20 protein-coding genes and 1 pseudogene are annotated in these 20,254 nt (G+C 60.8%); 16 read left to right on the top strand and 5 right to left on the bottom strand.

What is annotated here, in order from left to right; all coding sequences use genetic code 11:
- The first annotated feature begins 222 nt into the window (after positions 1-222).
- The 4 genes from M3A49_RS13320 (at position 223) to phbB (ending at position 4,212) form a co-directional block, all read left to right on the top strand.
- Positions 223-879, top strand: coding sequence for a TetR/AcrR family transcriptional regulator (locus M3A49_RS13320; protein ID WP_266229069.1), 657 nt, complete (start codon positions 223-225; stop codon positions 877-879).
- Positions 880-1,163: 284 nt separating this feature from the next.
- Positions 1,164-2,102, top strand: a complete 939-nt coding sequence (locus M3A49_RS13315) for a LysR family transcriptional regulator (RefSeq protein ID WP_266229068.1) — start codon at positions 1,164-1,166, stop codon at positions 2,100-2,102.
- Positions 2,103-2,371: 269 nt separating this feature from the next.
- The gene (locus M3A49_RS13310; protein WP_266229067.1) at positions 2,372-2,881 is read left to right on the top strand and encodes a hypothetical protein; all 510 of its coding nucleotides are present in this window, start codon (positions 2,372-2,374) and stop codon (positions 2,879-2,881) included.
- Between the two features lie 590 nt (positions 2,882-3,471).
- Entirely contained in the window at positions 3,472-4,212 is a 741-nt protein-coding gene (gene phbB, locus M3A49_RS13305; protein WP_266229066.1) for an acetoacetyl-CoA reductase, read from the top strand.
- Between the two features lie 346 nt (positions 4,213-4,558).
- Here the strand turns inward: phbB and M3A49_RS13300 are convergent, their stop codons facing one another.
- Positions 4,559-6,019, bottom strand: coding sequence for an efflux transporter outer membrane subunit (locus tag M3A49_RS13300; protein WP_266229065.1), 1,461 nt, complete (start codon positions 6,017-6,019; stop codon positions 4,559-4,561).
- A gap of 76 nt (positions 6,020-6,095) precedes the next feature.
- Here M3A49_RS13300 and M3A49_RS13295 point away from each other — a divergent pair, with 76 nt between their 5' ends.
- From M3A49_RS13295 to M3A49_RS13275, 5 genes are all read left to right on the top strand, one after another.
- Positions 6,096-6,713 (top strand): TetR/AcrR family transcriptional regulator, encoded by a 618-nt coding sequence (locus M3A49_RS13295; protein WP_266229064.1) that lies wholly within the window; start codon positions 6,096-6,098, stop codon positions 6,711-6,713.
- Between the two features lie 83 nt (positions 6,714-6,796).
- Entirely contained in the window at positions 6,797-7,912 is a 1,116-nt protein-coding gene (locus M3A49_RS13290) for an efflux RND transporter periplasmic adaptor subunit (RefSeq protein ID WP_266229192.1), read from the top strand.
- Entirely contained in the window at positions 7,909-11,049 is a 3,141-nt protein-coding gene (locus M3A49_RS13285; RefSeq protein WP_266229063.1) for an efflux RND transporter permease subunit, read from the top strand. Before M3A49_RS13290 ends, M3A49_RS13285 begins: the two co-directional genes overlap by 4 nt.
- Before the next feature lie 31 nt (positions 11,050-11,080).
- Positions 11,081-11,887 carry an oxidoreductase gene (locus M3A49_RS13280; protein ID WP_266229062.1) on the top strand — a complete coding sequence of 269 codons (807 nt, stop codon included), beginning with the start codon at positions 11,081-11,083 and terminating at the stop codon, positions 11,885-11,887.
- Positions 11,888-12,063: 176 nt separating this feature from the next.
- Entirely contained in the window at positions 12,064-12,537 is a 474-nt protein-coding gene (locus M3A49_RS13275; protein WP_266229061.1) for a MarR family winged helix-turn-helix transcriptional regulator, read from the top strand.
- 135 nt (positions 12,538-12,672) lie between these two features.
- On the opposite strand, the gene M3A49_RS13270 is transcribed toward M3A49_RS13275, so the two are convergent.
- A complete protein-coding gene (locus M3A49_RS13270; protein ID WP_266229060.1) occupies positions 12,673-12,912 on the bottom strand; it encodes a DUF3470 domain-containing protein in 240 nt (79 codons plus the stop codon).
- A 450-nt stretch (positions 12,913-13,362) separates the two neighbouring features.
- Here M3A49_RS13270 and M3A49_RS13265 point away from each other — a divergent pair, with 450 nt between their 5' ends.
- From M3A49_RS13265 to M3A49_RS13250, 4 genes are all read left to right on the top strand, one after another.
- The gene (locus M3A49_RS13265; RefSeq protein ID WP_266229059.1) at positions 13,363-13,956 is read left to right on the top strand and encodes a cytochrome b/b6 domain-containing protein; all 594 of its coding nucleotides are present in this window, start codon (positions 13,363-13,365) and stop codon (positions 13,954-13,956) included.
- A gap of 6 nt (positions 13,957-13,962) precedes the next feature.
- Entirely contained in the window at positions 13,963-14,748 is a 786-nt protein-coding gene (locus M3A49_RS13260; RefSeq protein ID WP_266229058.1) for a molybdopterin-dependent oxidoreductase, read from the top strand.
- Positions 14,749-14,796: 48 nt separating this feature from the next.
- The gene (locus M3A49_RS13255) at positions 14,797-15,411 is read left to right on the top strand and encodes a hypothetical protein (protein ID WP_254355588.1); all 615 of its coding nucleotides are present in this window, start codon (positions 14,797-14,799) and stop codon (positions 15,409-15,411) included.
- A gap of 164 nt (positions 15,412-15,575) precedes the next feature.
- Positions 15,576-15,881: a hypothetical protein gene (locus M3A49_RS13250; RefSeq protein ID WP_266229057.1), complete on the top strand. Its 306-nt coding sequence runs from the start codon at positions 15,576-15,578 to the stop codon at positions 15,879-15,881.
- On the opposite strand, the gene M3A49_RS13245 is transcribed toward M3A49_RS13250, so the two are convergent.
- From M3A49_RS13245 to M3A49_RS13235, 3 genes and pseudogenes are all read right to left on the bottom strand, one after another.
- Complete coding sequence (locus tag M3A49_RS13245; protein WP_323183149.1) at positions 15,860-16,138, bottom strand: CHRD domain-containing protein; 279 nt, start codon at positions 16,136-16,138, stop codon at positions 15,860-15,862. The two genes, M3A49_RS13250 and M3A49_RS13245, sit on opposite strands and share 22 nt — an antisense overlap.
- Before the next feature lie 518 nt (positions 16,139-16,656).
- Positions 16,657-16,940, bottom strand: a pseudogene (locus M3A49_RS13240) (hypothetical protein); the annotation flags it as partial.
- Positions 16,937-17,257, bottom strand: a complete 321-nt coding sequence (locus M3A49_RS13235; RefSeq protein ID WP_266229056.1) for an ester cyclase — start codon at positions 17,255-17,257, stop codon at positions 16,937-16,939. The gene M3A49_RS13235 and the pseudogene M3A49_RS13240, both read right to left, overlap by 4 nt.
- 68 nt (positions 17,258-17,325) lie before the next feature.
- On the opposite strand from M3A49_RS13235, the gene M3A49_RS13230 reads away from it, so the two are divergent.
- From M3A49_RS13230 to M3A49_RS13220, 3 genes are all read left to right on the top strand, one after another.
- The gene (locus M3A49_RS13230; protein WP_266229055.1) at positions 17,326-17,805 is read left to right on the top strand and encodes a LysR substrate-binding domain-containing protein; all 480 of its coding nucleotides are present in this window, start codon (positions 17,326-17,328) and stop codon (positions 17,803-17,805) included.
- A gap of 180 nt (positions 17,806-17,985) precedes the next feature.
- Positions 17,986-18,144, top strand: a complete 159-nt coding sequence (locus tag M3A49_RS13225; protein WP_266229054.1) for a hypothetical protein — start codon at positions 17,986-17,988, stop codon at positions 18,142-18,144.
- Positions 18,145-18,773: 629 nt separating this feature from the next.
- On the top strand, positions 18,774-20,162 hold the full coding sequence (locus tag M3A49_RS13220) for an MFS transporter (protein ID WP_266229053.1): 1,389 nt from the start codon (positions 18,774-18,776) through the stop codon (positions 20,160-20,162).
- The last annotated feature ends 92 nt before the right edge of the window (positions 20,163-20,254 follow it).

Genomic DNA, 20,254 nt, shown 5'->3' with positions numbered 1-20,254 from the left:
ATGGGCAAGCGGTGCAGCCACAGCACGTGCGGCTGTACTGCATCGACTTTTCTTTCACTCACGCCCTCATTTTCATTGTTGACTAAATGATCATAAATGAGTGTAATATACAAACATGCAGGCAACCCGAACAGATGTTGACTTATTGAGAAACCGCTGCCCGACAGGCGCGCGCCTTCGTTCCGGCGAACGCAGAACGCGACATTCGGTAAGCGCTACGTCATGGATCACAAACGCTTGACACGCGCACAAAGGAAGCAGCAGACCCGCGAGCGCCTTTTTGACGCTGCAAGAACCGTTTTCCTTGAGAAGGGCGTGGCCGCTACGAGCGTGGAAGACATCGCTGAGGCGGCGGGTTACACGCGCGGAGCCTTCTACTCAAATTTCCGCGGCAAACAGGAAGTGCTGGCTGAACTGTTGCGGCGCGATGCAGTTCTGGCACGTGAGAACCTGCAGGCCGTCGTCGAAAAGGGCGGCACGCTCAAAGATACGCTTGCGCGAGCGATCGCCTGCTACAGCAACGGGGAGCTTGATAGCGATTGCTTCCCCCTCTGGATTGAGGCGCAACTCCTTGCGCGCCGAGATAACTTGCTCGGGGAGCGTCTTGATGTATTGCGGCGCGAGACGCTCGTACAGGTCAGTAACTGCATGCGGACGTTCGCGGAGGATGCCGACAGTGCATGGCCCGTGGACGCTGATGCGTTCGCGGTCGCACTGGTGAGTCTGTGCGATGGCATTCAGTTGTTCAGGATGTGCAATCCGCAGACGGTGAAGGACCTGGCAATCCAGTCAGTGCTTGCCGAACTCGCTTCGTGCATGTCGTGGCAAAAGCGGGAAGAAAAACGAGCCGACGCGCATCGTGCGAGAGAAACCGCGTGAAATGCACGCGCCGCGTTTCGCCCGATCTGTATCGCGCGGGAAGCGGTCAAGCTCGGAGATCCGGTTTGCGAAAGTTCGTCGACCGGACACTGGTCAATGCAGACGCGATGATCTGCGCTAGCTGTGTCGGAAAATCGCTGCGACCGAAAACTCGCAATGTTCGCGTTTGCCTGTGGTCAGCGGCTCGTTGTCCGTAGCCAGCGGTCCGCCGTCCAGACGCCACAAGGCGATACCTCAAACGTGACCATCAATGCCGTAACAGTGACACTTGGTTTACCTAATCGATGGAATATATCGAAAGTTTGCGCCTTTTCCGCACCATCGTCGAAGTCAAAAACTTCCGACGCGCTGGCGAAATGATGGACCTGTCCCCCTCGGTCGTTTCCCGGGCGATCGCGTCGCTGGAAGAGCGCCTTGGGGCACGACTGTTTCACCGGTCGACTCGGCAATTTTCGTTGACGGAAGCCGCGGAGCGCTTTTACGACGGGTGTTGCCGCGTCCTCGACGATCTGGATTGCATGGAAGCGAGCGCTGCGGGCCACGGCCGGCTGCCGACGGGAGTGTTACGACTGGTTGCGCACACGACGGCTGCCCTGACGTGGCTGGCGCCGCTGATTGCGTCGTTCAGACGCAAACATGGAAACGTCACTCTCGATATCACGCTAACTGAGCGGCCCGTTGACCTGACGGCCGACGGTTACGACCTGGGTATCGTGCTGCCTTTCATGCTGGCAACGGATCTGGCGGTGACACGGCTTCTCCAGCGGTTGCCACTCGTCATCGTGACAACGGAAGCCTACCTTGCCAGGCATCCCCGACCACGGCATCCTGCTGATCTTGAGCAACATGCATTCGTGACGGTTCCGCCGTCGATGCACAAGCCATTTGTCTCGTTTCGGATAGAAGAGGAGAACATCGCTGTCCCGATCAACTACGAGATAGCTTCGAACAATCCGATCTTTAACCGCGACGTCATTCTGGAAGGATTGGGCATTGGTTTGCTTCCCATCACGCTCGTGGAAGAAGACATCAAGTCGGGACGACTCGTTCGAATTCTGGAAGACTTTGAGATCACGGATACCGCGGCGGAAGTCCGGCTCGCGTACATAGGGCGCGCATTGTTGCCAGCGAAGGTTAGAGCGTTTATCGATCACGCTGCGGAGTTTTTCGAAGTTGGCGAGGACAGTGCCACTCGTGCGCAGACCGCCCGGGAACGCCGATGATGCAATGGGTAGTCAGGAGCTTGATGACTTTCCCGACATTTCGTCGCTTTCGTCCATACGAACCCGCTTGTCACGCACGTGGATCTCGTCTACGCATTCGGAAGACGAGCGACGCCGGAGAGGATGTCTGGGGTGGGGCGTGTCCACATCCGACATCGCGCGCTGTTCGGTATGAAGGTTGCGATTTTTTCACCATATTGACATAACAATCAATTGTGAATGTAATGTCATTACTGGCCTTTGATGACGTCCCAAGCGAGAGCGGTGTCATGGACACAGTCACATGCCAGGCGCGCAGTCGGGAGCGTGTAAATGCAGGCGGCCGTTGCCAATTGAACACGATGAACGCAACACTCTTATCAGCAACAGCGGCATTGTTCGGTGCAGCCATCGGTGGCCTAACATCGCTTGTTACTCAACGAACGCAGGCAAGGGCAGAGTCGCTTGCGCACGACCGCATCCGTCGGCAGGAACTCTACAGGGAATTTATCGAGCAGGCATCGCAATGCTATGTCCACGCGCTACAGCACAAAGAGCCGGACGTTACCGCTATCGTCAGTCTGTTCGCGAAGATAAGCCGCATGCGTGTCCAATCCTCTCCGGAGGTTGCAATTGAAGCCGATCGGATCGGGCGAAAGATTGTGGATACCTATGATGCGCCGGAAAAAACTTTCCTTGAACTGCGCGAAATGCTCGCCGATGGTTCGATCGACATTCTGAGCCGATTCAGCGATGTTTGCCGCGACGAATTCGATACCCTGCAGTCGGAGCAATCTTGAGTGAAAACTCGACACGCGGCTTGTGCGAATCGTCGAAGTTGAAGCCCGGCCATTGACAAGACCGCCAATATGACGACAGGTCGCCACAGAGCGGGTGATAGGCGGTGGCTGATTGCGCATGATATGGAACTGGCGCGAAGTGCTTCTCACATCTCAAGCATGCTGCACGAAGAAAGCATGCAGGCAGCCATCAGGGAAACGCTTCTTCAGTTTGAGGCCGCACACGGACCTGAGGAACTGAACATATTTACGCGTGCACTCGCCATGAAGCTGGAGGAGCGCGGAAACCTGAGAGCCGTAGAAGTCCTTCTGGGGTTTGTAAAGCGTGGCCCGTCGCCTGGGGCAACGCGTTAAACCTTCGCTCCGCACGCGTTCGCGCAGGAACGGCAGTGTTCCGATGCGCCGAAGGAAAACTTGTATAGCAACAGTGAAGGCGGAACGTGAGTCCCCAGTTGCCCAGAGCGTCGAGTCGAGGCGATGTTCCGGGTTGCGTCATGGCCAGTCATTTGCGAACCGATTTCGTACAACGTGACTAGCGGTACCTGAAAGCGTTTCGATTGATCAACGTAGCGCAATGGGAGAGGGCAACAATGGCAAAGCGAATTGCTTATGTAACGGGGGGCATGGGTGGAATCGGGACCGCAATATGCCGGCGGCTCCATAGCGACGGATTTACCGTCGTGGCCGGCTGTGGGCCAAACTCGTTGCGTCGCGAACGGTGGCTGGCCGATCAGGCCGCGCTCGGTTTTTCCTTCACTGCGTCGGAAGGCAACGTCGCGGACTGGGAATCAACCGAGGTCGCCTTCGCCAAAGTGAAGAAGGAGATCGGCGACATCGATGTGCTGGTGAACAACGCGGGCATTACGCGAGACGGCGTTTTTCGCAGGATGTCTCGTGAGAATTGGAACGATGTCATCGACACGAATCTGACCAGCCTTTTCAATGTAACCAGGCAGGTCATCGAGGAGATGGTCGGAAAGGGGTGGGGGCGCATCATCAACATCTCCTCGGTGAATGGACAAAAAGGACAGTTCGGCCAGACCAACTATTCGACCGCGAAGGCGGGCATTCATGGCTTTACGATGGCGCTTGCCCAGGAAGTCGCCACAAAGGGCATCACGGTGAATACGGTATCCCCTGGATACATTGGGACGGATATGGTTCGGGCCGTTCGTCCCGAGGTGCTTGATGCCATCGTCCAGAGCATTCCAGTCCGGCGCCTCGGAGAAGCCATCGAGATCGCTTCAATTGTCTCGTGGCTCGCCAGCGACGAAGCAGCCTTTTCGACTGGAGCAGACTTCTCGCTAAACGGTGGCCTTCACATGGGGTAGCGGTCTCGACCGAAGGTAATTGGCTCTCTCGCTGGTAACAGGGTGGCAGAGCCATTTCGGCGACCACCAGATGAAGTGGAGAGTGGGCCCGACGCGCCCTCTCCGTCACGCATCTGGTCGGCGGCCCCCTTGACGCGAGCATGCCGGTGAACTGCTTGAACCGGTGATAGATACCCGCTTGGACCGCGACCAGTTGCTCGACGCGGGAGGAGGGCTCGTCGTCCTATCGTCACCTGTCTGACTATCCGGGACTGCATCCCGTGACCGCACACGGCTTATTTCGGCTTGCTCGGCACAGTCCGCGCGTTCAGTGATGGCGGACGTACAAACGTGTCAACCGCAGTGTCTACCGGCTTGCCACGGCCTCAGGATCGCTGGGCTGCCAACCACCACCCAGTGCCTCGAAGGCAGCAACCGCTGCCTTTGCCGATTCCGTTTGCGCCTGCACCCGCTCATCGGATGCGCGCAGCAAGTTTTCGTCGGCCTGCAGGACTTCAATCAGGCTGACGACACCTTTTTGATATGCCGCAAACGAAGCGGCTCGGGCCCGCCCGAGTGAGTTCACTCCCTGCGTGAGCACCGCGGCCTCTTCTTCCCGCTTGACGAGTGCTGAAAAGGCGTTCTCCACATCTTCCGTTGCATGTAGTGCAGCAAGCCGATACGCGGCCAACATTTCGGCGTCCTGGCCCCTGGCCTGCGCGATCTGTGCATTGATGCGGCCGAAATCGAACAGACGCCAGCGCAGCCCAAGCACCCCGGCCGCCTGACTCGCGCCGCCAGTGAACAGATTGCCCGCGGCCATCGATGTTGCGCTCCCGATCAGTCCACTCAGAGAGAATTTCGGGTAATACTCGGCGATGGCCACCCCGATGCGCGCGTTCGACGCAGCCAGGCGACGCTCGGCCACGATCAGGTCGGGTCGGCGCCTGAGCAACTCTCCCGGCGTTCCCGTGCCCGCGATCCGCGGGGCGGCCGGGATGTCGCCAGCATCGACCAGCTCGGCTTGATGCGTGCCGGGCTGCGAGCCCAGCATCACATCCAGTGCGTTCATGGCCGCATCCAGTGTCGTCTCCAGGACAGGGACGGATGCCTGTACCTGGGCCAGCGCACCCTCAGCCTGGCTCACCTGAAGATCGGCCGCCAGTCCTTTTCCATACAGAAGCTTGATGGTCGAGAGCAGATCCTGCTGCGTTTGCACCTGCCGCCGGGCAACCTTCAGACGGGCCTGCAATCCACGAATCGTGATGTAAATATCGGCAGTCTGCGCCGCCACAGCCAGGCGTGTGGCCACCGCGCCGGCTTCCGAAGCCTGGTACTCCGCAAGAGCCGCCTGCCGCCCGCGACGCAGGCCACCGAACACATCCAGTTCCCAGCTCGCGCTGAAATTGGCCTCGTAGTCGTTGCCGTAGCGGTCGAATCCGGGCGTCGAATTCAGGACCTGCCCCAAGGGCGTTTCGACAGATTGGTAGACTCGCGCCGCCTGGCCGCTGACATTGCCTGAAGGCAGCAGCGCGGCATTCGCTGCCCCGAGTCCTGCGCGCGCCTGCGAGACGCGCGCGGCGGCCTGCGCGAGGTCCAGATTCTGTTCCAGCGCGAGCGCGACGAATCGTGTGAGTTGCGGATCACCGAAACCCGTCCACCACGTGACCAGGTCAGCACTGGCCACCGCGTGCCGGTGATTCACTGCGTCCTGGCCCTGGAACTGCCCGGGCATGGCTACATTGGGCCGGACGTAATCAGGGCCCACGGCGCAGGCTGTCGAGAGGCCGGCAACAATGATCGCGGCGAGGATGTGATTGGGTAGCATGACCGTCTGCGCAGGGTTACTGTTGTGACCATAATACCAAATGGTCACCAGTTGTCTATTGCTGTATGCTATCCCCATGAAAAAAGCCACCACTGCTCCCATCACGACTCGCGGCCCCGCTGACCACGAGATACGAGATCAGATTGTTGTCGCCGCCACCGAGCACTTCAGCCGGTATGGCTACGAGAAAACGACGGTCTCCGATCTCGCCAGGGCGATCGGGTTCTCCAAGGCCTACATTTACAAGTTCTTCGAGTCCAAGCAGGCCATTGGCGAGATGATTTGCGCGAACTGCCTGCACGAGATCGAAACCGAGGTCAGGGCGGCCGTCGCCCAGACCGATCTGCCGCCGGAGAAGTTGCGGCGAATGTTCAGCGTCTTCACCGAGGCGAGCCTTCGTCTGTTTTTCCAGGACCGCAAGCTCTACGAGATTGCAGCATCTGCGGCCACGGAGAATTGGCAGGCCGTGCTTTCGTATGAAGCGCGCGTCCAGAAACTGCTTCAGGACATCCTGCAGGAGGGTCGGCAGAGCGGGGACTTCGAGCGCAAAACACCGCTTGATGAGACCGCGATGGCGATCTATCTGGTAATGCGCCCCTACCTGAACCCGATGCTCCTGCAGTACAGCTTCGATTACACGAAGGTCGCGCCTGCGCAACTGTCCAGCCTCGTGCTCCGCAGTCTGTCGCCTTGATGGGAATTTCGTTTGTGACCATTGACTAAATTGGTCACTTGAACCACAATGAAAGCCCCGATTCCTCCATCAATGGGACTTTCATGCTCCGGCGTCGCCTCGCTACCTCTGCAGTCGTCTGTGCACTGCCACTTGCGCTAGCCGCCTGCGACGGAAAAGCGCCTTCCGATCCGCGCACCGAGACGCCCCTGGTGCGCACCGCCATCGCCCAGGCGGCGATCCCCGCGTCCCGTTCGTTTACCGGAACCGTCGCCGCACGCGTGCAAAGCGACCTGGGATTTCGCGTCTCCGGCAAGGTGCTGGAGCGGCTGGTGGATGCCGGGCAAACCGTCAAACGTGGCCAGCTGCTGATGCGCCTCGACCCCATTGATCTGAAGCTTGCCGCGCAGGCCCGGCAGGACGCGGTCACCGCCGCGCGGGCACGGGCGCAGCAGACTGCGCAGGATGAGGAGCGCTACCGCGACCTGCGCGGTACCGGGGCGATATCGGCTTCGGCGTACGACCAGGCCAAGGCGGCCGCCGATGCAGCCAGGGCGCAGCGCAGTGCGGCCGAGGCGGACGCCGACGTCGCGCGCAATGCGACCGGCTATGCCGAACTGGTGGCGGACGGGGATGGCGTCGTCATGGAAACGCTGGCCGAACCGGGCCAGGTCGTCAGCGCCGGACAGCCGGTGGTGCGCCTGGCCCACGCCGGGCGCCGCGAGGCTGTGATCCAGCTGCCGGAAACCCTGCGCCCCGCCATCGGTTCGGTCGCCCAGGCCACCCTGTTCGGTAGCGGCGGCGCCAGCGTGCCAGCCACGCTGCGCCAGCTCTCGGATACGGCGGACCCGCGTACCCGCACCTTCGAAGCACGTTATGTGCTGCAGGGTGCGCTGGCCGACGCGCCGCTGGGCGCAACCGTCACGATCGAGATACCGGACGCACGCGTGGCGCTCCTGGGCGGCTTGCAGGTGCCGATCGGCGCAGTGCTCGACGCGGGCAAAGGGCCCGGCGTGTGGGTCGTCAACGGCGAACCGGCCAGGGTTGCATGGCGGCCGGTCACGGTCCTGCACCTGGACGACGACAGCGCTCGCGTGTCAGGGGCGTTGAAACAAGGCGAGCGCGTCGTTGCGCTCGGTGCCCAGTTGCTGCGCGAAGGCGAACAGGTCCGGCTGCCCGGCCAGGCCGTCGCGGTGGCGAACGAAGGAGCCCGTCCGTGAGCGAAGGCCGATTCAACCTGTCGGCGCTCGCCGTGCGCGAGCGCTCCATCACCCTGTTCCTGATCTGCCTGATCTCTCTGGCCGGACTTCTGTCGTTCTTCAAGCTGGGGCGCGCCGAAGACCCGGCGTTCACGATCAAGGTGATGACCATCATCACCGCGTGGCCTGGTGCCACCGCGCAGGAGATGCACGATCAGGTCTCGGAGAAAATCGAAAAGCGCATGCAGGAGCTGCGCTGGTACGACCGGACCGAGACATACACGCGACCTGGGCTGGCCTTCACAACGCTGACGTTGCTCGACAGCACACCGCCGTCGGAAGTGCAGGAGGAGTTCTACCAGGCCCGGAAAAAAATCAGCGACGAGACAGCTAATCTTCCGGCTGGCGTGATCGGGCCGATGGTCAACGACGAATACGCGGATGTCACCTTTGCACTGTTCGCGCTGAAGGCGAAGGGAGAACCGCAGCGCCTGCTCGTGCGCGATGCCGAAACGCTGCGCCAGCGATTGCTGCACGTGCCGGGCGTGAAGAAGGTCAACATCATCGGCGAGCAGGCCGAGCGCATCTACATCCAGTTCTCGCATGACCGGCTGGCAACGCTCGGTGTCAGCCCGCAGGACGTGTTCGCCGCGCTCAATGGCCAGAATGCCCTGACGCCGGCCGGCTCCGTGGAGACCAAAGGTCCGGAGGTGTTCATTCGCCTGGACGGCGCCTTTGACAACCTGCAGAAGATCCGCGACACGCCAGTCGTGGCGCAGGATCGCACGCTGAAGCTGTCGGACATTGCCACTGTCGAGCGCGGTTATGAAGATCCAGCGACATTGATGATCCGCAACAACCGCGAACCAGCCTTGCTGCTGGGCATCGTGATGCGCGACGGCTGGAATGGGCTCGATCTCGGCAAGGCACTGGACAGCGAGGTCGGCGCAATGAATGCCGGGATGCCGCTGGGAATGAGCCTGACCAAGGTCACGGATCAGGCCGTCAACATTCATTCGGCGGTCGACGAGTTCATGCTCAAGTTTTTCGCCGCTCTGCTGGTGGTCATGCTCGTGAGTTTCGTGAGCATGGGCTGGCGCGCAGGCCTGGTGGTTGCCGCCGCCGTGCCGTTGACGCTGGCCATCGTGTTCGTGGTGATGGCCGCGACAGGCAAGAACTTCGACCGCATCACCCTGGGATCCCTGATCCTGGCGCTGGGCCTGCTGGTGGACGACGCGATCATCGCCATTGAAATGATGGTGGTGAAAATGGAGGAAGGCTACAGCCGTGTGGCCGCCTCTGCCTATGCCTGGAGCCATACTGCCGCCCCCATGCTCTCAGGCACGCTGGTGACGGCGGTCGGCTTCATGCCCAACGGCTTCGCGCGGTCCACCGCAGGCGAATACACCAGCAACATGTTCTGGATCGTTGGCATTGCACTGATCGCATCCTGGGTCGTTGCCGTGGTGTTCACGCCGTACCTCGGCGTGAAGATGCTGCCCGACTTCAAAAAGGTCGTAGGGGGGCATGACGCGATCTATGACACGCCGCGCTATAACCGCTTCCGGCGGCTGCTCACGCGCGTCATTGCGCGCAAATGGCTGGTCGCCGGGTCGGTCGTTGGCCTCTTCGCCCTGGCCATCCTCGGAATGGGCGTGGTCAAGAAGCAGTTCTTCCCAATCTCCGACCGTCCCGAAGTGCTGGTCGAGGTGCAGATGCCCTATGGCACATCCATTTCCCAAACCAGCGCCGCTACCGAAAAGGTGGAGGCGTGGCTGGCTAAACAGAAGGAAGCCAGGATCGTCACGGCTTACGTCGGGCAAGGTGCGCCGCGCTTTTACCTGGCCATGGGGCCGGAGCTGCCCGATCCGTCGTTCGCCAAGATCGTGGTCCGCACCGACAGCCAGGACGAGCGCGACGCGTTGAAGCAGCGACTGCGTCAGGCCATTGCCGACGGTCTCGCCCCGGAAGCGCGCGTGCGGGTCACACAACTCGTGTTCGGGCCGTATTCGCCGTTCCCGGTCGCCTATCGCGTCGCCGGTCCGGACCCGGACACGCTGCGCGCAATCGCGGCTGAAGTTCAGCAGGTGATGGAGGCCAGTCCGATGATGCGCACGGTCAACACCGACTGGGGCACGCGCTCGCCCGCGCTGCACTTCACGTTGCAGCAGGACCGTCTGCAGGCGGTGGGGCTCACGTCCAGCGCGGTGGCGGAGCAGCTGCAATTCCTGCTCACCGGCGTGCCTGTCACCGCCGTGCGTGAGGACATTCGAACCGTGCAGGTTGTCGCGCGTTCGGCCGGCGACGTGCGGCTCGATCCGGCCCGGATCGGCGATTTCACGCTGGCCGGCGCGGGTGGGCAACGCATTCCGCTGTCGCAGGTGGGCAAGGTCGACGTGCGCATGGAGGAGCCGATCATGCGCTGGCGCGACCGTGTGCCGACGATCACGGTGCGTGGCGACATTGCCGACAACCTGCAGCCGCCGGACGTATCAACGGCGATCACCGGGCTGCTTCAGCCGATCATCGCGAAGCTGCCCAGCGGCTATCGCATCGAGCAGGCGGGCTCCATCGAGGAATCGGCCAAGGCGACGACCGCCATGTTGCCGCTGTTCCCGATCATGCTGGCGATCACGCTGGTCATCATCATTCTCCAGGTCCGCTCGATTTCCGCGATGGTGATGGTGTTCCTGACGAGTCCGCTCGGCCTCATCGGTGTCGTTCCGACATTGGTCCTGTTCCGGCAGCCTTTCGGTATCAACGCGCTGGTCGGCCTCATCGCGCTCTCGGGCATCCTGATGCGCAACACGCTGATCCTGATCGGGCAGATCCATCAGAACGCACAGGCGGGACTAGATCCGTTCCATGCGGTCGTCGAAGCCACCGTGCAGCGTGCCCGCCCGGTGATCCTGACGGCCATGGCGGCGATCCTGGCCTTCATCCCGCTGACGCATTCGGTGTTCTGGGGAACCCTCGCCTACACGCTGATCGGCGGCACGTTCGCCGGGACGATTCTGACCCTGGTGTTCCTGCCGGCCATGTATTCCATCTGGTTCAGGATCCGGCCCGGCAACCCCGCGGATCCGCACAAGAGCCGGGATCATCAGTCATCGCGTTCAGAACCGATGACGCACGATGCGCTCGACGCGCGCAGTTAAGACACCATCAATTCACCAAACGGAGCTGTTCATGTCGAATTCCACGGTTGTCGTTGTGACCGGCGTGTCATCGGGTATCGGACGCGCCACCGCCGAGAAGTTCGCGCGGCGAGGCTGCCGCGTATTTGGCACGGTGCGCAGCATCGCAAAAGCGGCGCCTATCTCCGGCGTCGAGCTGGTCGAGATGGATGTTCGCGACGATGCTTCGGTCAAGGCCGGAATCCAGTCCATCGTCGATCGTGCCAGTCGAATCGACGTGCTCGTCAACAATGCGGGAACGAGCCTGATCGGTGCCGTGGAGGAAACTTCGACTGCCGAAGCTGCGGCCCTGTTCGACACCAATGTATTCGGCATCCTGCGCACGACGCAGGCGGTACTCCCTCACATGCGAGAACAACATGGCGGAAGGATCGTCAATGTCAGTTCGGTGCTTGGCTTCCTGCCCGCCCCGTACATGGGCCTCTATTCGGCGTCCAAGCATGCCGTCGAAGGGCTGACGGAAACGCTGGACCATGAGGTGCGCCAGTTCGGCATACGCGCAACGCTGGTCGAACCGACTTTTACCAGGACCAGGCTCGACGTCAATGCGCCCAAGGCGGGTTTGAAAATCGCCGACTATGACCGCGAGCGTGGCCTTGCATCGAGCGCAGTCGTGAACAGTGTCAAAGGTGCCCCCGAGCCCGATAGCGTGGCAAACACAATTGTTGAAGCAGCGCTTGGGAGCTGGCGCATGCGTCGTACCCCGGCGGGTGAGGCCTCTCTGTTGAGCAAATTGCGGCGCTTCATGCCCTCCGGGCCCGTTGATTCAAGCTTGAGGAAAACATTCGGGCTTGCGTGAAGCCTTACCTCGCGCTGTAGCGCGGGCGTGTCCGTCGCCCTCGTGACGCCAGCAGACCCCTAACCAGTGGTTCGCTTCAGGCACCCGATGTCGCGACGACTTCCGGCCATTATCGCTGACCCCGCTGGAGCGGCGATGTTGTCAAGTGAGGCAGCAAGCAGCTGGAAAATTCAGATATGAAAAGCCAGGCCGTTGATTCTCCGGTATTAGCCATCGGAGAAGTCACCGCACTCGCGTTGAATCATTTTTTTGCCCAGCGCGCAATGCGCGCTTTCTGGGCACATTTCGACAAAGAGCTTCGAGATTCCGACGTTACCGCATCGCAGTTCTGTATGCTCTCCTTGCTGCATCAGACGGGGCCCCTGATTTTCGGCGACATGGCAGCAGAACTGGCAATGGACCGATCAAGTCTATCCGCCAATCTCGCACCCTTGTTCCGCCGCAGGCTTGTTTCAACGATCGCCCACAAGGGAGATCGACGGAAACGTCAGCTCATCGTTACGAGCGAGGGAGGCAAAGCTGTAGCATCCGCAATCGTCCCCTGGTTGCGGGCCTACCAGGACACCTTTGCGTTTGTGAGACTGATCGATATGGATTCAATGCGTGATCTTTTTCACATCATGCAAGATATGAATCGCTCGACGAACTGAAGGAAGCCAGCGCCGTTCCGGCTCGATCAGCGTCTCGACCCCTGCTGCGCAGTGGTTAGCCAGATGAGCCAAAGGCTGCCGCTAACCTGGAAGCTCATCGTGATCCGATATACATAACACCCGTCGCAAGCCCCGCTAACTCATGACTCGTTCCCTCGCGAGATGTTGCAACTTTGGGCGGACATCCCTCCAGTCTTCCGCATCTGGCAGCGGCTCCTGCCTGACGGTTATCGAAGGCCACTGCTTTGCCAATGTGATATTGAGGTCGACAAATTGGCGCTGGCTCTCGTCGATCTCCTCAGCCGATACGATGGCATCGATCGGGCACTCCGGTGCACAAACGCCACAATCAATGCACTCGTCAGGGTCGATCACTTTGAGCTCGGTGAGCAACGCGGCTGAAGATTCAAAAATGCGGGTGTACCGTCGGCAATTTGATATAGCGGTTGAACTGAAGGGGGGAGGCCCGGGTGAGCCTGCTCTGCATCGGCATTTCCGTCGCACATGGGTAGCAGGCCGCCCTTGCCGGCCTTCGAGAGGTGGCAGCCCGCGCAGTTCGCCTTGTTCGGGTCTTCTGCGCGTGGAGCGTCTGGGACTCGAATCTCGCGATGCACTTCAGCCGTATGGATGCCCAGCTCGATGGATTCCAGGGCTTTATCCGGGCCGCGTCATGCCGACTCGCCTTGTTGTAAATCTGTAAGGATAAATTTCTTGGCAGCAGTGGAATAGGGACGCACGTGCGTGGTTTACCCACCAACACGGTGCGACCACGGAACGATCGAGCCAGATCTGATCGTCGACGAACAACTTCCACGAAGCCTGCAAATGAGCCGAACGATAATTCAGCCTCTCTGGGTCCGCACGACACACTGGATCAATGCCGTGGCGGTCGCGCTGATGGTGACAAGCGGCTGGCAGATATACGATGCCTCGCCAATCTTCGCGCGACTGAAATTTCCCGCAAGCATGACATTGGGCGGCTGGCTGGGTGGCGCATTGCAATGGCACTTCGCGATCATGTGGCTGCTGGTCGCGAATTATCTTGCCTACGTGTCCCTGAACATCCTTTCAAAGCGCCTGTGGAGAAAGCTTCTCCCGATTCGTTTCAGCGCCGTAGCTCGGGATCTTGCCGCCGCGATGGGCGGCAAGCTGGGGCACGAGGATCTGACTCGCTACAACGCGGTTCAAAAGCTGGCGTATGTGGTGGTTATCGTGGACATCGCGATCGTGATCCTTTCGGGGTTGGCGGTCTGGAAATCGGTTCAGTTACCTCTGTTGCGAACGTTGATGGGCGGATACGACAACGCACGTGTCGTCCATTTTTTCTCGATGAGCATTCTCGTCGCGTTTTTCATCGTGCACGTCATCATGGTCGCATTCGTGCCGCGCTCACTGCTCCTGATGATTCGCGGACGGTAAACGATCATGCGCCCACGCAAAAAACAAGCCAATGCGTTTCTCGTCTCGAACGCGGATTCGATCATCAAGGACGTGCGCAGTGAATTGAAGAGTCCCGCGCGCAGATTGCTCGGCAGACAGATACTCACGCTTGGCGGCATTGCCATGCTCTCAGGCTGCGATCTCTCGAACGACAAATCGGTGAATACCGCTCTGCGCAAGATGTCGTTCTTCAACGACCGCGTGCAGGCGCTGCTGTTCGATCCGAACAAGATGGCGCCGACGTATCCGGAGTCGATGACTACGCGGCCTTTCCCGTTCAACGCGTTCTATGCCATCGACGACGTACCCGAAGTCGACGCCGCGACTTATCGGCTGCAGGTGGGAGGACTCGCGAACGGCAAACGCAGATGGACGCTCGACGAACTTCGAGCGCTGCCACAGGAAAGTCAGATCACGCGGCATATCTGCATCGAGGGTTGGAGCGCCATTGGACATTGGGGCGGTGTGCGTTTCTCCGATTTTCTCCGCCGTGCGGGCGCCGACACAACAGCGAAGTACGTCGCGCTCCATTGCGCCGATAACTATTGGACCAGTATTGATATGCCGACAGCCCTGCACGCGCAAACGTTGCTTACGCTGACGTACGACGGCGATGTGCTGCCGCCAAAATACGGCTTTCCGATGAAGCTGCGCATGCCGACCAAACTCGGCTACAAGAATCCGAAACATATCGTCGCAATCACGCTGACGAACGAGTATCCCGGTGGTTATTGGGAGAACCAGGGCTATAACGGGTTCGGCGGTTCCTGAAGTGCAATCGATTCCTCCCTCAACGCATATCCGCTACATGGAGCATTCATGACCATTCGACTGAAAGTTGGCGCGACCATTGCCGCAATGGCGCTTGCCGGCGGCGCGCTGGCGCAAACTCCTGATGCCAGGCCCGTACGTATTCGCGGCAATATCGTTTCCCTCGACGGCGATGTTCTCAAGGTCCATCGACGCAGTGGCGACACGGTCTCAATCGCCCTCGAGACAAACGTTCCAGTGTCGTCCGTCAAAGCGATGCAGCTGTCCGACATCAAGCCGGGTACGTTCGTCGGCACGGCAGCGACGACGGGCACCGATGGCAAGCTGACGGCGACCGAAGTCGTCGTCTTTCCTGAAGCCGCGCGTGGCACGGGGGAGGGTCACTACGCGTGGGACCTCGGTCCGAACAGCACGATGACCAACGCGAATGTTGATACTGTCGTGCAGGGCACGGAAGGTCGCAATCTGAAGCTGTCGTACAAGGGCGGCAGCAATGAGATTACGGTGCCTCCGAATGTCCCGATCGTCACCTTCATGCCGGCTGCGCGCTCCGATCTGGCGCCAGGCAAGCAAGTCTTTGTGGTTGCGAAACCAGCGTCACAGGGTACGTATGCCGCGCAGCGCCTGGTGGTCGAAAAGAACGGGGTCGTCCCGCCAATGTAAGAGGAAGCGTTCGGATTCCGCAGAAGTTCTTCGGCAATCACGATCCACGTGCCGGACCGGGGCGCGGACACCCGTCCCGGTCCGGCGCGTGGTGTCCTCTCTTCCCTGGCGCCGGCGGCGCGAGCGGGGAATTCCGATGCCCCCGAATGGAGTAGCAATGTCAATTGCCCAGTGTTTCACGAAGGCGTACGGATCCCGCAATCCGCGGCACGCCTTGCTTCTTTCGCAGTGGGGCAGCAGGGGCCAGGACGCAGCTGTTCTCGCCACTCGAGGAGATCCAGAATGCCGGGGTGCTGGAAGAGCACGCTCTCGACTACGTTGAAACCGGAGACCAGAATCAGGTCCTGCTTGCGATCAACAATCCTGATCACACGGCGATCATTCACGATCCTGAGGTGACACGCGCCAGCGCGCTGCTGACGCGCGTCTCCCCATCCCACAACGGCTACTACTTCGGCGGCACTACCTGACCACGGATCTCGCCGTCCGGGTGGTCCTTCGTGTGGACATTGATGTAGAGATCGCCCGCGACGAATTCCTTCGCCTGATCTGGCGTCAGCGTACTCTCGCCCTTGAGGGGGCCCTCAATGGGGGTACTGGTGCTACCCACTTTCGTCAGCCAGACGACAGCTTTGCCATTCTTTCCCGCTGGCCCGACGTGGAAGTGCGCCATCGTTACCGGACTCGAGAGGTCGCTGTACGTTACGTTCCAGGTGACCTGGCGTATGTCGGGATCGTAAGTGAGCCTGGCGTCTCCTGTGCCCCTGGTTTGTACCGTCGCGCGGAGAGCCAGGCCACGTGCTGCGCATTAGCGCCTGCCGCGCTCAGTAACCACCGCCTGACGAATTGGTCGAAGTGCTTGACGCGCCATTGCCGCCTTGATTCATATCGCCGCTCGCGGCCACGGATCCAGAAACCGCGGCCATTCCGAGGCAAACGAGACATACAAGGACCATCCGAAGCCGCTTCATGATGATTTCCTCCTGAGGAAGCTCGTTGGAAGTTCCGCTGAGGGGTATCCAGCGAGGCATGAGTTGCGCAATTACCGACGACGCCGTCACGCGGTTCATCGCGAACGCAGGCGCCTACACAGCCATAAACGCAGCGCACAGACGCCTTATTCCTTACGCGCAACAACGATGCCCGTTTGGTTGAAGGGCCGCACCAATGCGGATATATCAACCGGCGTCGGCGCATGGCTTCTTCTTGCCGTCTTTCGAGCTTTTTGCTGCCTCGCCAGGCGATCTACGGCGCTACGACAAGCGCCGTATGCATCCCGCTGCATAGTGTCCCGGCTTGTTGCAGATCAGCGCGTAGTGGCCGGGCACGAGCTTGAACGACACGCGCTTGGTCTTGCCCGGCGCGATGTCTTCGACTTCGCCGATCTTTTTCCGCTTGCGCTCCAGCACCAGTCCCTTATTGACGGGGAGTGCATCGTCCGCGAGATCCGTCTTGAGCACGACGAGTTCGTGTTCCATGTTGTTGTCCGCAGCATTCCTGACTTCAAGCGTGATGCGCCCCGCCTTCACGCCGTCATATCGATCGGCGACCCGCACGGATCGGACCCCATGAAACCATTATTTTTCCCGGTTACACGCCAGCGACTGACGACCCGGTCACCGGCCGTATTTTGAAACGTCTCGATGACCTCGAATCTAAAGTCGTCGATGCTGGCGAGGAACGCTGTCCCCCACTTCTTGAATTCAGCGCGTGAACTGATCAGCACGCCACCCGACGTGATGCCGAAGTCCTCGGAAACCAGTTCGTCCACGGCGTCGGGGTTGCGCGACTGCCAAACCTGCTGCCAAAAATTATCGACAATCTCGATTGAGTTCCGCTTGCCCATCTCTATACCCCTAAAGCTATGACCTTAATGCGTTCCGGGATCTTCGAATCACCTGAAGGCTTCTCGACGTGGTGTTTGCAAGGCGCAAGCGCGAGGGCTCGGCTCATTGCGGGCGGGTGATCTGGCGCGAACCCCTGGTCTGGCTCGCCGCGAAAGGCTATCGAAACGACGCGTCGCGTCCAGCGCGCCTCATCATGATGCCGCCACCGTGTGCCTATCGCGAAGTGATGACCGACACGCTGGACGCTGCGCGCCGCGAATGGACGGTTGCGTGCACGGCCAGCAATCTGATCGGCGTGCAGGCAGCGGTTGCCGGAGGATTGGGTGTCACGGTGCTGGCCAGATCGTTCCTGCGAAGCGGTATGAAGGTTCTGCCTGCGTCCGCGCAATGGCCGGCGTTACCCGCATCCGAAGTCGCGGTCATCGGCGAGGATCCAGCGACACAGTTCATCGTGGAGCCGCTGGTTTCGATGTTCGTCGAGGTGTTGACGGCAGGGTCGTCTGTAACGTCGGACGAAGAGACCGGGGCGGTGAATATGCCTGTTTGAAAGACAGGCTATTCGCGCTGCGGAATAAAGGAACCGCGGCGTTCCGACGACCATGCACAGGTTGCAGTCGGCTGGCCGAAGACTGCCGCGGCCAGGCCCGCGCTGCGGCCCTCTCCGCGCGCCATCAACAGATGGATCAGAGCGCTGAGTAAGCGCAGATAGCGCTACTGGAGTTGCCTCATGGTGGGACTCGTTCCCGCCGCGATTTACTGTGAACTCGATGTGCGCTACCCGATCTTCGGCTTCCCGTATTTGCCTGACGTAATCGCCGCGCATGCCGAGTCAGGCCGCTTCGTCGTGTTCGGGCTCGCGCGCGAGTTGCCGGAGACATCCCGGTGATCATCGCTCAGGCGAGGAACAGCTAGCCGGCAAACTGCTGCACCGATCTGTTGCTGCTCGCCGGCGCGCAGCAGCTTGCCGACATGGCCAGCGTGCTTGAGGTGATGCCTCCCGGACTCGTTGCGCTCGTCGAGAGATTGCGTGAGCGTTTTGGCGTCGCTGCACTCACCACGCGGGCTATCCCTTAGATTCCCCTGCAAACCGCGCGAATATGTCGATTTTCGCAGGACACATCCGCTTATTTCGACGAAATCGGCGCAGCACTCGATCCATATAATCGAACCGCAAGAGATTCGTGCAACGCATGGCGTTTAGAAAACGATCGTTCGAATCGATGCGAGAACAACGGCGCGTGAGTCGACGGCGGAAAACACCGATAGAAGCATGCAAAAAGCGCCGCGCACGCGCGGCGTCACGTGAAAGGTGAGCGAGACGCACGTAAGAGCGGAACAAAAAACGAGCCAAAGCAGCTCGTACTCTGGCTGCGCATTGCCTGGTTTAAAACGCGATGTGCGCGTGGATATAACTCAACGGAGACAAAACGGTATGAAGAGGATCGGCAGCGGCAATCAGAGCATTCCCCGGTTGTGCATTGGCCGGAGCGCAGGCAGGACGGGTGGGGGGGCGCGATGAGCCAGGCACTCGAAAGCGGACGCACCGTTGACGTCCAGGCATTCATCGACGATCAGCATTTTTCGCTCTTCCACTGCATGCTGTTCGTGCTGTGCTTTCTCACCATTGCACTCGATGGCCTCGATACCGGCGCGATGGGCCTCATCGCGCCCACACTCGCGCAGGACTGGCACGTGCCGCGCACCTCGCTCGGGCCCGTTTTGAGCGCTACGCTCGTTGGCATCGGCGTGGGGGCGCTGCTGGTGAGCCCGATCGCCGACCGCATTGGCCGCCGCAGCGTGCTGATCGGCTCCGTGGCGTTCTTCGGCGTGTGGAGCACGGCGGCGGCCTTCGCTACCTCGATGGATGCGCTCACCGTCATGCGCTTTCTCACGGGCGTCGGCCTAGGCGCAGCGATCCCCAACACGGCGACGCTGATGTCCGAGTTCGTGCCGGCGCGCATTCGCGGCCTGGCCGTCAACGGGATGCTGGTTGGCTTTGCAGCCGGCAACACCGTAGGCGGCGTGCTCTCAGGCTGGCTGATTCCCGCATTCGGCTGGCGCAGCGTGCTGCTCGTGGGCGGAGTTGCGCCGATCCTGCTCGCGTGCCTGCTGCTCGCATTCCTGCCGGAATCGGTGAAATTCATGGTGTCGCGCGGCAAGCCCGCGGAACGCATCGCGCACGCGCTGCGGCGTCTCGCGCCCAACGCGCGCCTTGACGGCTGCGTGTTCGTGAGCGAGGCGCATGCACCGCGCGAGCACGTCAGGCGCTCGCCGGTGCTCGAGTTGCTTTCGCGCAAGTACGCGGTGGGCACGATCATGCTGTGGGTGGCCTATTTCATGTGCCTCGTGGTGTTGTATCTCATCAACAACTGGATGCCGACACTGCTTAAAGCCTCGGGCTTCTCGTTGCCGCAATACGCCGCCACGTCCGCCTGGTTCCATTTGGGTGCGTGCGTGGGCATTCTTTTCACGGGCTGGCTGATGGACCGCATGAGCCCGGTGCGAGTGATCGCGCTGTTCTATACGCTCACGGCGCTCGTGGTCCTCATCATCGGTCGTAACATGGCGCACGACGCGAGTCTCACGCTGCTGATCGTCGCCACCGGCCTCACGCTTTCGGGCGCGGCTTCTTCGATGTCCACGCTCGCCACCCAGTTCTATCCGACCACGAGCCGCGTGACCGGTTGTGCGTGGATGCTGGCGATCGGGCGTCTCGGCGCCGTGGCGGGCACCTTCGGCGGCGCATTCCTGCTGAGCCTGAACTGGGAGTTCTCGGCCATTTTCGGCCTGCTCGCCGTGCCTTCGCTGATCGCCGCGGGCGCGCTACTCGTGCTTGGACGTCACGCGCCGCACCTGCGCCGAGCGGAACTCGTGGCGGGTACGCCGGCGGCCTCACAACACTGAGAGTATTGAGTGCCGCGCCAGTCACGCCTGCGCGGAACCCCATGAGGCCGCGCCAGAGCGTGCGCGGTCGCTGAACCCACCCACAGATGGAC

Origin of the sequence: Paraburkholderia sp. CNPSo 3076, assembly GCF_026343935.1 — a bacterium.
GTDB lineage: Bacteria > Pseudomonadota > Gammaproteobacteria > Burkholderiales > Burkholderiaceae > Paraburkholderia > Paraburkholderia nodosa.
This window is presented reverse-complemented; position numbering and strand designations above follow the sequence as displayed.

What these genes read in the sequence shown, in the direction of transcription:
- M3A49_RS13320 (WP_266229069.1), top strand. Translation starts at nt 223, where the DNA reads ATGGATCACAAACGCTTGACACGCGCACAAAGGAAGCAGCAGACCCGC.
- M3A49_RS13280 (WP_266229062.1), top strand. Translation starts at nt 11,081, where the DNA reads ATGTCGAATTCCACGGTTGTCGTTGTGACCGGCGTGTCATCGGGTATC.
- M3A49_RS13290 (WP_266229192.1), top strand. Translation starts at nt 6,797, where the DNA reads ATGCTCCGGCGTCGCCTCGCTACCTCTGCAGTCGTCTGTGCACTGCCA.
- M3A49_RS13235 (WP_266229056.1), bottom strand. Translation starts at nt 17,257, where the DNA reads ATGGGCAAGCGGAACTCAATCGAGATTGTCGATAATTTTTGGCAGCAG.
- M3A49_RS13300 (WP_266229065.1), bottom strand. Translation starts at nt 6,019, where the DNA reads ATGCTACCCAATCACATCCTCGCCGCGATCATTGTTGCCGGCCTCTCG.
- M3A49_RS13220 (WP_266229053.1), top strand. Translation starts at nt 18,774, where the DNA reads ATGAGCCAGGCACTCGAAAGCGGACGCACCGTTGACGTCCAGGCATTC.
- phbB (WP_266229066.1), top strand. Translation starts at nt 3,472, where the DNA reads ATGGCAAAGCGAATTGCTTATGTAACGGGGGGCATGGGTGGAATCGGG.
- M3A49_RS13315 (WP_266229068.1), top strand. Translation starts at nt 1,164, where the DNA reads ATGGAATATATCGAAAGTTTGCGCCTTTTCCGCACCATCGTCGAAGTC.
- M3A49_RS13255 (WP_254355588.1), top strand. Translation starts at nt 14,797, where the DNA reads ATGACCATTCGACTGAAAGTTGGCGCGACCATTGCCGCAATGGCGCTT.
- M3A49_RS13310 (WP_266229067.1), top strand. Translation starts at nt 2,372, where the DNA reads ATGGACACAGTCACATGCCAGGCGCGCAGTCGGGAGCGTGTAAATGCA.
- M3A49_RS13265 (WP_266229059.1), top strand. Translation starts at nt 13,363, where the DNA reads ATGAGCCGAACGATAATTCAGCCTCTCTGGGTCCGCACGACACACTGG.
- M3A49_RS13275 (WP_266229061.1), top strand. Translation starts at nt 12,064, where the DNA reads ATGAAAAGCCAGGCCGTTGATTCTCCGGTATTAGCCATCGGAGAAGTC.
- M3A49_RS13225 (WP_266229054.1), top strand. Translation starts at nt 17,986, where the DNA reads ATGGTGGGACTCGTTCCCGCCGCGATTTACTGTGAACTCGATGTGCGC.
- M3A49_RS13295 (WP_266229064.1), top strand. Translation starts at nt 6,096, where the DNA reads ATGAAAAAAGCCACCACTGCTCCCATCACGACTCGCGGCCCCGCTGAC.
- M3A49_RS13260 (WP_266229058.1), top strand. Translation starts at nt 13,963, where the DNA reads ATGCGCCCACGCAAAAAACAAGCCAATGCGTTTCTCGTCTCGAACGCG.